The 11,657-nt window shown below is 68.8% G+C and carries 11 protein-coding genes; 5 read left to right on the top strand and 6 right to left on the bottom strand.

Features of this window, described 5'->3' with window-relative positions:
* Window positions 1-17 precede the first annotated feature (17 nt).
* Window positions 18-581, bottom strand: a complete 564-nt coding sequence (ahpC, locus tag IC535_RS15620; RefSeq protein WP_228886336.1) for an alkyl hydroperoxide reductase subunit C — start codon at window positions 579-581, stop codon at window positions 18-20.
* A gap of 449 nt (window positions 582-1,030) precedes the next feature.
* Between ahpC and prmC the strand changes: the two genes are divergently transcribed.
* The 3 genes from prmC to pip are packed head-to-tail and all read left to right on the top strand — an operon-like array spanning window position 1,031 to window position 3,279.
* Window positions 1,031-1,885 carry a peptide chain release factor N(5)-glutamine methyltransferase gene (gene prmC / locus IC535_RS15615; RefSeq protein ID WP_228886337.1) on the top strand — a complete coding sequence of 285 codons (855 nt, stop codon included), beginning with the start codon at window positions 1,031-1,033 and terminating at the stop codon, window positions 1,883-1,885.
* A 54-nt stretch (window positions 1,886-1,939) separates the two neighbouring features.
* Window positions 1,940-2,293, top strand: a complete 354-nt coding sequence (locus IC535_RS15610; protein WP_228886338.1) for a DUF5713 family protein — start codon at window positions 1,940-1,942, stop codon at window positions 2,291-2,293.
* Window positions 2,294-2,334: 41 nt separating this feature from the next.
* Window positions 2,335-3,279 (top strand): prolyl aminopeptidase, encoded by a 945-nt coding sequence (gene pip, locus IC535_RS15605; RefSeq protein ID WP_228886339.1) that lies wholly within the window; start codon window positions 2,335-2,337, stop codon window positions 3,277-3,279.
* A gap of 276 nt (window positions 3,280-3,555) precedes the next feature.
* Here pip and IC535_RS15600 read toward each other — a convergent pair whose 3' ends face one another.
* Window positions 3,556-4,443 (bottom strand): LysR family transcriptional regulator, encoded by an 888-nt coding sequence (locus IC535_RS15600; RefSeq protein WP_228886340.1) that lies wholly within the window; start codon window positions 4,441-4,443, stop codon window positions 3,556-3,558.
* Window positions 4,444-4,552: 109 nt separating this feature from the next.
* Between IC535_RS15600 and IC535_RS15595 the strand changes: the two genes are divergently transcribed.
* Complete coding sequence (locus IC535_RS15595; protein ID WP_228886341.1) at window positions 4,553-5,998, top strand: MFS transporter; 1,446 nt, start codon at window positions 4,553-4,555, stop codon at window positions 5,996-5,998.
* 69 nt (window positions 5,999-6,067) lie between these two features.
* Here the strand turns inward: IC535_RS15595 and IC535_RS15590 are convergent, their stop codons facing one another.
* The 4 genes from IC535_RS15590 to IC535_RS15575 are packed head-to-tail and all read right to left on the bottom strand — an operon-like array spanning window position 6,068 to window position 8,930.
* Window positions 6,068-6,862 carry an N-formylglutamate amidohydrolase gene (locus IC535_RS15590; RefSeq protein WP_228886342.1) on the bottom strand — a complete coding sequence of 265 codons (795 nt, stop codon included), beginning with the start codon at window positions 6,860-6,862 and terminating at the stop codon, window positions 6,068-6,070.
* Window positions 6,855-7,406: an NUDIX hydrolase gene (locus tag IC535_RS15585; protein WP_228886343.1), complete on the bottom strand. Its 552-nt coding sequence runs from the start codon at window positions 7,404-7,406 to the stop codon at window positions 6,855-6,857. Before IC535_RS15585 ends, IC535_RS15590 begins: the two co-directional genes overlap by 8 nt.
* Entirely contained in the window at window positions 7,403-8,353 is a 951-nt protein-coding gene (locus IC535_RS15580; protein WP_228886344.1) for a 5'-3' exonuclease, read from the bottom strand. Before IC535_RS15580 ends, IC535_RS15585 begins: the two co-directional genes overlap by 4 nt.
* Before the next feature lies 1 nt (window position 8,354).
* Window positions 8,355-8,930, bottom strand: a complete 576-nt coding sequence (locus IC535_RS15575; RefSeq protein ID WP_228886345.1) for a nitroreductase family protein — start codon at window positions 8,928-8,930, stop codon at window positions 8,355-8,357.
* Between the two features lie 340 nt (window positions 8,931-9,270).
* Between IC535_RS15575 and IC535_RS15570 the strand changes: the two genes are divergently transcribed.
* Window positions 9,271-11,583: a DUF1631 domain-containing protein gene (locus IC535_RS15570; protein ID WP_228886346.1), complete on the top strand. Its 2,313-nt coding sequence runs from the start codon at window positions 9,271-9,273 to the stop codon at window positions 11,581-11,583.
* Window positions 11,584-11,657: the final 74 nt, after the last annotated feature.

Genomic DNA, 11,657 nt, shown 5'->3' with positions numbered 1-11,657 from the left:
GGGATGGGGGCGGCGGTTTAGATCTTGCCGACCAGGTCCAGCGACGGGGTCAGGGTCTTTTCGCCTTCCTTCCACTTGGCCGGGCACACCTGGTTCGGGTTGGCGGCGGTGAACTGGGCAGCCTTGAGCTTGCGCAGGGTTTCGGAGACGTCGCGGGCGATCTCGTTGGAATGGATCTCCAGGGTCTTGATCACGCCTTCCGGATTGACGATGAAGGTGCCGCGCAGGGCCAGGCCTTCTTCTTCGATGTGCACGCCGAAGGCGCGGGTCAGCTGGTGGGTCGGGTCGCCGACCAGCGGGAACTGGGCCTTGCCGACGGCCGGCGAGGTCTCATGCCATACCTTGTGCGAGAAGTGGGTGTCGGTGGTAACGATGTACACCTCGGCACCGGCCTTCTGGAACTCGGCGTAATGGTCGGCGGCGTCTTCGATCTCGGTCGGGCAGTTGAAGGTGAACGCGGCCGGCATGAAGATCAGCACCGACCACTGGCCCTTCAGGGTGCTGTCGGAGACCTTGATGAACTCGCCGTTCTGGTAGGCGTTGGCTTCGAACGGCTTGATCTGCGTATTGATGAGCGACATCGTTGTTCCTCTTGGTGAAAGGGGGTGGGTTGAAGCAGCCATGACAGGTTAGCGGCTCCTTTGCGATAAGGACAATCCATTGATTGCATCTATGTGATAGATATAGTCTATCGAAATGCTCTGATCGGACGATGAACGTCCTCGCCTGTATCGGCCAGAAGCCTTGCAGGGCAATGACATTGCATGCCGGCCCGGCAGCATGTGGCGATAGCCCCCGCTTATCCGTAGCCGCAGTTACCTGAACCAAACCCGGACCAAACGCACTGCGCCGGGCGGACGACGCCGGAAAACTCATAGTTCAGGCAAATTGATGTGTGTTCTTTAATGCACGAAAGCAATGGCGGAGCCGGGTGCCGAATCGCCAGCCACGTCGCGGTCGCCCCGTTTGCGGCGGGGACCGGGCCGGCCCGCTGCACTACACTGCGCGCCCCTGTCCTGCCCGAACCGCCATGACTGCCGCCCCGCGTGAGGTCCGCCAGCTGCTTGTCGATGCCGCCGCCGCCCTGCCGGGCGTGGAAGGCCGGCATGAAGCCGAACTGTTGCTGCTGCAGGTACTGGGCCGTGAACGCAGCTGGTTGTTCGCCCACGCCACCGATACGGTCGGCGACGCCGAGGCAGCGGCCTTTGCCGCCCTGCTGGAACGGCGCGCGGCCGGCGAACCGGTGGCCTACCTGCTCGGGCGGCGTGGCTTCTGGACCCTGGACCTGGCGGTCAGCCCGGCCACGCTGATCCCGCGCCCGGAGACCGAACTGCTGGTGGAGCTGGCCCTGGCCCGCCTGCCTGCCGACCGCCCGCTGGCCGTGGCCGACCTGGGCACCGGCAGCGGCGCGATCGCGCTGGCCCTGGCCAGCGAACGCCCGCAGGCCCGGGTGACCGCCACCGATGCCAGCGCGGACGCGCTGGCGGTGGCGCGTGGCAATGCCGAGCGCCACGGGCTGGGCAATGTCCAGTTCCGCCACGGTTCGTGGTTCGAGCCGCTGCAAGGCCTGCGCTTTGACCTGATCGCCAGCAATCCGCCCTACATCGCCAGCGGCGATCCGCATCTGCAGCAGGGCGACCTGCGTTATGAGCCGCCGGGCGCGCTGGCTTCCGGCCACGATGGGCTCGACGACATCGGCCGGATCGTCGCCGGCGCGTCGGCGCACCTGTTGCCCGGCGGCTGGTTGCTGATCGAGCACGGCTGGGACCAGGGCGCGGCGATCCGCGCGCGGTTCGCGCAGGCTGGCTTTACCCAAATCGGCACCATGCGCGATCTGGAACAGCGCGAACGGGTGACCTGTGGCTGTCTGCCCGGCGCAGCCTGACTCTGGCTGAAACACGCCGTGGGTAGAATGGCGGTCCAATCGAAAGGATGCGCCATGCCCACCACCAGCCCGACCGTTTCCAACGCGCACCTGCAGGGGCATGCGTTCCTGGCGGACATGCTCGACGACGCCTATTTCCCTCCGGCCCTGGTCCGGCAGGGCCAGCAGATCCTGCTGCGCCTGTGCGCGCGCATCGAGCGCGAACGTCCGGCCGATGGCGCCGCGCTGCTGGCGCTGACCCATGCGGCGACGCTGGAGTTCAACGTGCTCGGTGAAGCCTTCGAAGCGCAGGACAGCGAACTGGAAACCGCCGCGCGCGAGAACATCGCCGCCGATTTCGAGCTGGTCGCGCGCAGCTATGGTTACGATGTGGACGTCGAAGAACTGATCAGCCCGCGCGAGTGGTGAATTCGCCCGCCCGCGCCTGTCCCCAACCACGGAGTTCCATCATGCGTACGCTGTATCCGGCCATCACCCCATACGACGTCGGCACGCTCAAGGTCGACGACCGCCATACGCTGTACTTCGAGCAATGCGGCAACCCCGACGGCAAGCCGGTGGTGATGCTGCACGGCGGCCCCGGTGGTGGTTGCAGCGAGAAGATGCGTCAGTTCCACGACCCGGCCAGGTACCGCATCATCCTGTTCGACCAGCGTGGCGCCGGGCGTTCCACCCCGCATGCGGACCTGGTCGACAACACCACTTGGGACCTGGTGGCCGACATCGAAAAACTGCGCGCGCACCTCCAGCTGGACCGTTGGCAGGTGTTCGGCGGCAGCTGGGGCTCCACCCTGGCGCTGGCCTATGCGCAGACCCATCCGGCCCGGGTCACCGAGCTGGTGCTGCGCGGCATCTTCATGCTGCGCCGCTGGGAACTGGAATGGTTTTACCAGGAAGGCGCCAACCGCCTGTTCCCGGATGCGTGGGAGCACTATCTCAAGCCGATTCCCGAGGTGGAGCGGCACGACCTGATCTCGGCCTTCCACCGGCGCCTGACCAGCGACGACGAAGCCACCCGGCTGGCCGCCGCCCGCGCCTGGAGCGTGTGGGAAGGGGCGACCAGTTTCCTGCACGTTGACGAGGACTTCATCGACAGCCACCAGGACCCGCAGTTCGCGCTGGCGTTTGCCCGCATCGAAAATCACTACTTCGTCAACGGCGGCTTCTTCGAGGTGGAAGAGCAGCTGCTGCGCGACGTGCACCGCATCGCCGACATTCCCGGGGTGATCGTGCACGGCCGCTACGACGTGGTGTGCCCGCTGCAGAGCGCCTGGGAACTGCATAAGGCCTGGCCGGCATCCACGCTGGAAATCAGCCCGGCCTCGGGCCATTCGGCGTTTGAAGCGGAGAACGTGGATGCGCTGGTGCGCGCGACGGATCGCTTCGCCGGATGATCCGATGTGCCGACCAACGGTCGGCACCTACCCGCGTTGTCTCCCACGGCGCGGTGGATGCCTCCCGCCCCGTGGCACCGCGCGGTAGATCACGACCGTTGGTCGTGATCGGCATCACCGGGGGAGAGGCCGGCGGCAAGGTAATGCCACCCGGGTAGTGCCGGCCGCTGGCCGGCTCCACGCGATGCACGGGCAGGCAGGGCACGGGCACAACGCTGCCCCTGATCGGAGCGCAGCCGGCCAGCGGCCGGCACTACCGGAGCGCCGAACGCCCGGTTACCAGTTCCCGGCCAGCAATGCGTCGGCCAACACTTTCAGCTTTGGCGATGCCTGCCGCGAGGGCGGGTAGACCAGCGACAACGCGCGGCTGCGGCCCTCGAACGGCTGCAGCACGCGCTGCAGCCGGCCATCGGCGAGCGCGTCGGCCACCGCGAAATCCATCACCTGCACGATCCCGATCCCGGCCAGCGCGCCTTCCACCAGCGGGTCGCCGCCGTCGAACACCATCCGCGCCGGTGGGGTGAACTCGCGAAGCTGGCCGTCGGTCTCGCGGAACTGCCAATCCACCAGCCGTCCGCTGCGCAGATTGCGCACCGCCAGGCAGGCGTGGTCGCGCAGCGCATCGACGCTGGCCGGTTCGCCCTGCCGCGCGATGTAGGCCGGCGAGGCGACCGTGACCCAGTTCAACGGCCGCAGCGGTCGCGCCACCATGCGCACATCGCTGATCGGTCCGGTGCGCAGCGCCGCATCGAAACCTTCTTCGACCAGGTCGACCAGCCGGTCATTGAGCACCAGCTCGAACTGCAGCAGCGGATGGGCCGCCATCAACTGCCCGGCCAACGGCACCAGCACCTTGCGCCCGAACATCGACGGCGCCGTCAGCTTCAACACGCCCGACGGGGTGGACGGCCGATCGCCCAGGCGCCGCTCGGCATCCTCCAGCCCGCCCAGCAGCGGCGCGCAGTGTTCGACGAACTGGCGCCCGTCCGGGGTCAGGCTGACATTGCGGGTGTTGCGGTGGAGCAGGCGCACGCCGAGCGCGCTCTCCAGCCGCCCGATCGCCCGCGACAGCCCGGACTGGCTGATTCCCAGCTGGCCGGCGGCGACCGTGAAGCTGCGCGTTTCGGCCACCTGCACCAGCATGCGCACGGCGTTGAGGTCCATCGCTCCTCCGATTCATGCGGATATGCATGACAGATATCGAAGTATCCGGGTTTATCTATGCAACTTCATCAATGAGACTGCCCACCTTCTTACGTACCCTCGAGTCGGCATGACCTCCCCCCTGTCTCCCGCTGGCGCGCCGGCGCCGGCGTTTCCCCGCCTGGCCCTGGCCCTGCTCGCCACCGCCCAGCTGATCATCGCGTTGGATTCCACCATCATCTTCGTTGCCCTGCACGAGATGGGCGCGCAGCTGCACATCAATGCCCAGCAGCTGCAGTGGATCGTCAGCGGCTACACGGTGGCGTTCGGCGGCTGCCTGCTGCTCGGCGGCCGCGCGGCCGATCTGCTGGGGCGCCGCCGCATCTATCGGCTGGGCATGGCGCTGTTCGCGCTGGCCTCGCTGATCGGCGGGTTCAGCAACAGCGCCTGGCTGCTGATCGCCGCCCGCGCGGTGCAGGGCATCGGCGCGGCGTTGCTGTTCCCGGCCACGCTGGCGCTGATCAACACCCTCTACGCCGAAGGCGCGCCGCGCAACCGCGCGCTGGCGATCTGGTCGATGGCCAGCGCCGGTGGCCTGGCCCTGGGCACGCTGCTCGGTGGCGTACTGACCCAGAGCTTCGGCTGGGCCTCGGTCCTGCTGGTGATCGTGCCGTTCGCCGGTGGCTGTGCACTGCTCGGTGGCTGGTGGCTGCCGCGCGACCCCGCGCCGCTGGCGGGCCGCTCGTTCGATCTGGCCGGCTGCGTCACCGTGACCCTCGGCGGCAGCCTGCTGGTGACCACCCTGGTCCAAGGCCCGGAGTGGGGCTGGCTGGCGCCACGCACGCTGATCTGCCTGGTCATCTCGGCAGTGATGCTGGCGGCCTTCGTGCAGATCGAACGCCGCAGCCGCGACCCGCTGATGCAGTTCTCTCTGCTGCGCCTGCGCAGCCTGCGCGCGGCGATGCTGCTGACGATGCTGTTCATGAGCAGCTACGGCGTGCAGTACTACTTCCTGGCGCTGTACTACCAGGATGGCTACGGCTGGAGCGCGCTGCAGGCGGGCCTGGCGTTCCTGCCGCCGACCCTGGTGTGCACGTTCGGCATCCGCATCGCCGAGCGCATGCTCGCCCGGCGCTCGCCGCGGCAGGTGCTGACGGTGGGCATGCTGGCCGGCGCGGTCGGCATCGCCGCGGTCGCCGTCGCGCTGCCCTATGGCGCGACCTACTGGGCGCTGCTGCCGGGCATCGTGGTGCTCAGCCTGGGCCAGGGCATCACCTGGACGGCGATGTGGATCGTGGCCGGGCAGGGCGTGCCGGCCGCGCAGCAGGGCGTGGCCTCCGGCATGGCCGCCACGGCGCAGCAGATCGGTGGCGCGCTGGGCCTGGCGCTGCTGGTGATGCTGGCCAATGCCGGTCGTGGCAGCGCGGGTGCCAGCAGTGACGCGGCCCTGCAGGGCATGATCCATGCGCAGTACGGCGCGGCGCTGTTCGCGCTGCTGGGCGTGGGCGTCGCGCTGTGGCTGCGGTCGCAGGAAGATGATGCAACGCTGCAGCCGGCCTGCGCCACCGAACGGTAGGTCCCCACCGTTGGTGGGGGGTACGGTAGCGTGCAGGGGCGTGGCTGCGCAGCCGGGCAGAGCCCGGCTCTACGGGAGCGTGTTTTGCAGCTGCTGCAACACCCGCGCCAGCCGCTGCGCCCAGGCCAACTGCCCGGCGGCATCGGCAATCAGGTTCTGGCGGATCTCCAGCTCCACGTGCAGCAGCCCGCGGCCTTCGCCATGCACTGGCACGGCATAGTCGCTGGTACTGCTGACCGCGTAGGGCTGGTTGTCGCCCACCACCAGGTCGCCTTCATCGCGCAGCGCATCCAGCAGGCGATGTGCCAACCGCGTGTCGCGGTGGTACAGCACGCCGGCATGCCACGGCCGCGCAGCGTCATCCATCACCGGGGTGAAGCTGTGCATCATCACCAGCAACGTCGGCCGGAGCTGCGCCTGGCGCGTGTCCAGCTCGGCATCGATGCGCGCATGGTAGGGCGCATGGATCGCCTCGATGCGCTGTTGCCGCTGCAGCGCCGACAGGCCCTGGTTGCCGGGAACCACGGTGCGGTCGCTGACCGCCGGCATCAGCGTGGGCGAGGCCAACGGCCGGTTGCAGTCGATCACCAGCCGCGAGTACGTCTGCGTGATCGCCCAGGCATCCAGCAGGCGCGCCAGTTCCACGGTGACCCCGGCGATACCGATGTCCCAGCCGATGTGGCGGTCCAGCTCGGCCTGCGGCAGGCCGAGGCCCGCCAGTGACGCCGGCACCTGCTGCCCGGCATGGTCGGCGATCAGCAGGAACGGTGAGCGGCCCTGCGCCTGGTGCACGGTGAACGGCGCCGGGTCGGTCGGCCCGAGCAGGGCCGTGGCGGTGTCCGGATGGGCGAACGAATCAGCCACGCGGAGTGCCGTCCAGATGGTGTTCGATCATCCACAGGCCGGCCCAGAGCTTGGCATCCAGCTCGTAGCCCTGGCCCATTTTCTCCACCAGCCATGCCGCCGCGCGCGCGCGCGGGATCTCGTGCACGGTGATGTCCTCGCTGGCATCGCCGCCGCCCTCGCCCACCTTGCGCAGGCCGGTGGCGCGCACGAAGGCGATCTTCTCGCTGCTGGCGCCGGAGGAGGTCGGGCCGATCATCAGCACCTCGGCATGCGCGGCGGTCCAGCCGGTTTCTTCTTCCAGTTCGCGCACCGCCGAGACTTCGATCGACTCACCGGCATCGATATCACCGACCAGGCCGGCCGGCATCTCGATGGTGGGCGCCTGCACCGGTACCCGGAACTGCTCGACGAACAGCACCTTGTCCTCGGGGGTGACCGCGATGATGATCGCCGCCAGCCCGCCCGGATGGGTGCGCTCGCTGTATTCCCACGTGCCGCGCACCACCATGCGCTGGTATTTGCCTTCGTAGACGACCTTGGGGGCTTGGTTATTGGGACTCATGCGAACTCGCTGGCAATGGAAGAGGTATCGGTCAGGCCGGCGGCGCTGAACAGGCGACGGCGGGTCAACGGCCCGAACCGCAGCGCATCGCACAATCCCTGCAGCATCTGCGGATCGGCGCTGATCCGGCTGAAATCGCCCGGTGCGCCGTCGAGCGGCGCATCCAGGGCGATGGTGGTCAGCTGCCGCCACAGCAGCGCATGCTCGCGCTGTTCGCGCAGCCGCACCGCCATCTGTGCCGCCCCGCGCAGGCGCAGGAACGGCACTTCGTCCAGGCGCGCATAAAGAATGTCCAGGCTGCCGAAATGGGCCAGCAGTACCGCCGCCGATTTGGCGCCCACCCCGGTCACGCCGGGAATATTGTCCACCGCGTCGCCGCACAGGGCCAGGTAGTCGGCGATCTGGTGGGCATGCACGCCATGGCGCGCCTTGACCCCGGCCATGCCCCAGCGCTGGTTGCGCGCGTAGTCCCACTGCTCGTCATGCTCCAGCAGCAGCTGCGACAGGTCCTTGTCGGCCGACACGATCACCCCGCGCATGCCGGCGTCGCGGCGCGCATGCAGGGCGCTGCCGATCAGGTCGTCGGCCTCGTACTGGTGATGGGCCAGCACCGCCAGCCCCAGGGCCATGCACAGGGCCTTGCAGTGCGCGAACTGGCGGCGCAGGGCGTCCGGGGCCGGCTCGCGGTTGGCCTTGTAGGCCGCGTACAGGCGGTGCCGGAAGCAGCCGTCCAGCGCCTCGTCGAAGGCCACCACGATATGCCGCGGGCGCTCGCGTTCGAGCAGGTCGAGCAGGAAGCGGGCGAAGCCGTGCACCGCGTTGGTCGGCCAGCCCTGCTGGTCCTGGAACTCGTCGGGCATCGAATGCCAGGCGCGGAACACGTACAGGCTGGCATCGACCAGGTACAGCGGTGGGCGCGGCGCGCCGGCGTCGGGCAGGCTGGACATCTCAGCCCACCCAGTCCTGCAGCAGGGCGGCCGGATCCGGGCGCTCGCGCTCGGGCACGGCGGTCCTGGGTGTGCCGACATGGATGAAACCGGCGATGCGCTCGTTGTCGGCCAGGCCCAGGTGGGCGTGCACGGCCGGGTCGAAGGCCATCCAGGCGGTCAGCCACTGCGCGCCGAAACCCAGTGCCTGGGCGGCCTGGAGCAGGGCGAAACAGACGCAGCCGGCGGTCATCAGCTGTTCCTGCTCGGGCACCTTGGGGGTGGGGGTGAGCCGGGCGACGACGGTGATGATCAGCGGGGCATGTGAAAAGCGCAGCCGGTCCTTCTCGACCTGGGCGTCGGACGCCTGCGGGTCGCGCTGGCGGCTGCGCCGGGCCAGGAAGGCGCCCAGACTGTGACGGGCATCACCGGCGATGCGCAGGAAACGGAACGGCACCAGCTTGCCGTGGTCGGGCACCCGCACCGCCGCGGCCAGCATCCGCTGCAGGGCCGCCGGGTCCGGCCCGGGCTCGCCCAGTTGCAGGGCGGGGACCGAACGGCGGGCGTCCAGGGCGTGCAGCGCGGGGGAATCGGGCATGGTCTCTCGGTCGGTTTCACGGAGGGCCAAGTATAGGCGCGGCGTGGTTACGGCAGTTTGTGACGCGCCTTTTCGCGATCTCTGCACGATTTGCGACAAGCCGTGATGAACATCACCTAATTAGCGGCATTCCTTCACGTGCCTGTACTCGCTTCCAGTGTGCGCTGGCCGTACGATACAAGGCCTGCCGGTACCCGGCCATGAGGTTCAAAGTGCGGACTGTTTCACTGTCCCTGACCGGCCGGCCGGCCTACCATTCGGACATTGGTGCCTGGGGGGCACCGGCGTTCATCGTTTCCATGCTGCATTCTGTGCCTGCGAGGGTGGGGAGCCTTTTCGCATGATCGCCACGCCCAATCCATTGGGATTGCCGGGCCGTGACCCGGCGTTGTTGAAGCTTGCCCGGGAGGCGGTGCTGCCGGCATTGACCGCGTCGTTCGCGACCGTGCTGGCCCGTTTCGACGACGTATTGTTCGACCGTGCCGGCACTGCCGGTGCGTCGCAGCTGCTGTTCCTGGACGGTATGCGTGAACTGCGCCGCCGCCGCGAGGAGATCGTGGCCGGCTTCGGCGGCCACCTGGGCCAGGCTTGGGCGGCCCTGGAACAGGCGCAGCCGCTGTCGGCCGAGGCGACCCTGGCCGGGCACATCGAAGACGGCCTGAGCCTGGTGCCCGAGCATGTGCTGGAATCCCGGCTGGCCGTACGCAATTTCGCCACGGTGCTGCTGCGCGACTGGAAAGCGGTGCTGGGGCGGCTGGACCGCCGCCTGGGCCTGATCGCCGGCAGCCTGGAGCTCAACGCCGACAGCAACCCGATCAGCCCCGAGCACCTGGGCGTGGCCATCCATGAGGCCTTCGCCGGCTGCGAACTGGCCCCGGAAGTGCGCCTGGTGCTGATCAAGCTGTGCGAGCGCGACCTGCACGCGCCGATCGGCAAGCACTACGAAAAACTGGACGAACAACTGGCCGCGGCCGGGGTGATGCCGCAGATGGCCGCGCCGCGCCGTGCGCCACCGCGCCCGCCGGCGCCGCGGCATGAGCTGGATGAACTGGTCGATGCGCTCGACCCGGAACCGCACGCCAGCGCGGCCGACGATGCCGCCGCACCGGCCTGGGCACGGCGCTTTGCCGATCGCTGGGCGCAAAGCCGCGGGCGCATGCAGTCCGCGCATGCCGGCCAGGACGGCGGCGACGCCGGCGAGGCGCTGCAGGGCAACCAGGGCATGTTGCTGGAGGCGCTGCACGAGTTGCTGCAGCAGACCCGGCACGTGCGCGAGGATGCAACTTCGGCGGCCAGCGTGGCGGTCGGCCAGCAGCGCCCGCTCAGCCAGCGCGAGATGATGTCGGTGCTGTCGCTGCTGCAGGCCACCCCGAGTGCGACCCTGCGCGCGGCGATCGGCGAGGATGGCGAATCGCTGGCCCAGCGCCTGAAGAGCGAAGTGCTGTCCGGCGCCACCCGGCTGGGCGTGGACCCGGCCCAGGCGCGGCTGGACCCGCAGGACGAGGACGCGATCGACCTGGTCGGCATGCTGTTTGACGTGATGCTCGACGAGCGCGACCTGGAAGGACGCTCGCGCGAACTGATCGGCCGGCTGGTGGTGCCGTTCGTCAAGGTGGCCATGCTCGACCGCCGCATGTTCGTGCAGAAGACCCACCCGGCGCGCAAGCTGCTCAACTCGCTGGCCGAGGCCTGCGAAGGCAATACCGGCGAAAGCCAGGCCGAGCGCGTGCTGATGGGCAAGGTCGAGGAAATCATCGAACGCCTGGTGGCCGAGTTCAACGAGAACCTGGCGATCTTCCTGACCCTGGAAGAAGAGTTCCGCGACTTCCTCGCCCAGCACCGCCGCCGCATCGAAATCGCCGAGCGCCGTGCCGCCGAGACCCAGCGTGGCCAGGAAAAGCTGGAGATGGCGCGGATCCGGGCCGCGGCCGAACTGGACCGCCGGATCGCCGATGCGACCCTGCCGCAGGCGATCGGCGAGTTCCTGCGCCAGCCCTGGCAGCACCACCTGACCCTGACCGTGCTGCGCGAAGGCGAAGACGGCGCGTCGGTGGGCGAGGCCTTGGCGCTGGCCGACGGCATGCTGGAGGAAGTGGCCGAGGCGCGCCGGCAGATCGTCGGCAAGCCCTGGCTGCAGGCCTGGCATCCGGGGCTGCGCAAGGTGTTTGCCAGTGTCGGGGTGCATGCCGACGCCGCCACCGGGGCGATCGATGCGCTGCACGACACCCTGCAGGCGATCGCCGAATCGCGCCCGGAACTGGAGCGCGCGCTGCCCGAACTGCCGCAGGTGGTGCTGCCGGCCCCGCCGGCGCAGGAAAGCGCGGCGGTGGAACTGGGCAGCAAGGTCGATGTCAGCGACTTCGACAATGCCGACGCCGACCGTTTCCGCGGCCTGGAGATCGGCAGCTGGCTGGATTTCGTCGACAAGGACGGCAAGGTCCAGGCCGGCAAGCTGTCCTGGGTCAGCCCGATTTCCTCGCGCCTGCTGTTCGTCAACCGCCGTGGCGTGCGCTTCTGCGTGGCCTCGCCGGAAGAACTGGCGGTGATGGTGCGGTTGGGCCGCCTGCGCGCGCATATCGACGACGGTGCCTTCGACAGTGCCATGCAGGGCGTGATCGACCGGCTGGACAACAAGAACGCCACCGTCCACTGACCCGGCGCAGGCATGGGTTCTGCCCAAACCGAATCGGTAGGTTACGATCCCCCCACAATCGGCTGATCGGCGGG

This window comes from Stenotrophomonas rhizophila (genome assembly GCF_020857975.1).
Classification (GTDB): Bacteria; Pseudomonadota; Gammaproteobacteria; order Xanthomonadales; family Xanthomonadaceae; genus Stenotrophomonas; species Stenotrophomonas rhizophila_C.
The sequence above is the reverse complement of the archived record's forward strand: the minus strand, read 5'-3'. Positions and strand labels throughout refer to the sequence as shown.

What these genes read in the sequence shown, in the direction of transcription:
- IC535_RS15595 (WP_228886341.1), top strand. Translation starts at nt 4,553, where the DNA reads ATGACCTCCCCCCTGTCTCCCGCTGGCGCGCCGGCGCCGGCGTTTCCC.
- IC535_RS15610 (WP_228886338.1), top strand. Translation starts at nt 1,940, where the DNA reads ATGCCCACCACCAGCCCGACCGTTTCCAACGCGCACCTGCAGGGGCAT.
- IC535_RS15570 (WP_228886346.1), top strand. Translation starts at nt 9,271, where the DNA reads ATGATCGCCACGCCCAATCCATTGGGATTGCCGGGCCGTGACCCGGCG.
- prmC (WP_228886337.1), top strand. Translation starts at nt 1,031, where the DNA reads ATGACTGCCGCCCCGCGTGAGGTCCGCCAGCTGCTTGTCGATGCCGCC.
- IC535_RS15580 (WP_228886344.1), bottom strand. Translation starts at nt 8,353, where the DNA reads ATGTCCAGCCTGCCCGACGCCGGCGCGCCGCGCCCACCGCTGTACCTG.
- pip (WP_228886339.1), top strand. Translation starts at nt 2,335, where the DNA reads ATGCGTACGCTGTATCCGGCCATCACCCCATACGACGTCGGCACGCTC.
- ahpC (WP_228886336.1), bottom strand. Translation starts at nt 581, where the DNA reads ATGTCGCTCATCAATACGCAGATCAAGCCGTTCGAAGCCAACGCCTAC.
- IC535_RS15575 (WP_228886345.1), bottom strand. Translation starts at nt 8,930, where the DNA reads ATGCCCGATTCCCCCGCGCTGCACGCCCTGGACGCCCGCCGTTCGGTC.
- IC535_RS15600 (WP_228886340.1), bottom strand. Translation starts at nt 4,443, where the DNA reads ATGGACCTCAACGCCGTGCGCATGCTGGTGCAGGTGGCCGAAACGCGC.
- IC535_RS15585 (WP_228886343.1), bottom strand. Translation starts at nt 7,406, where the DNA reads ATGAGTCCCAATAACCAAGCCCCCAAGGTCGTCTACGAAGGCAAATAC.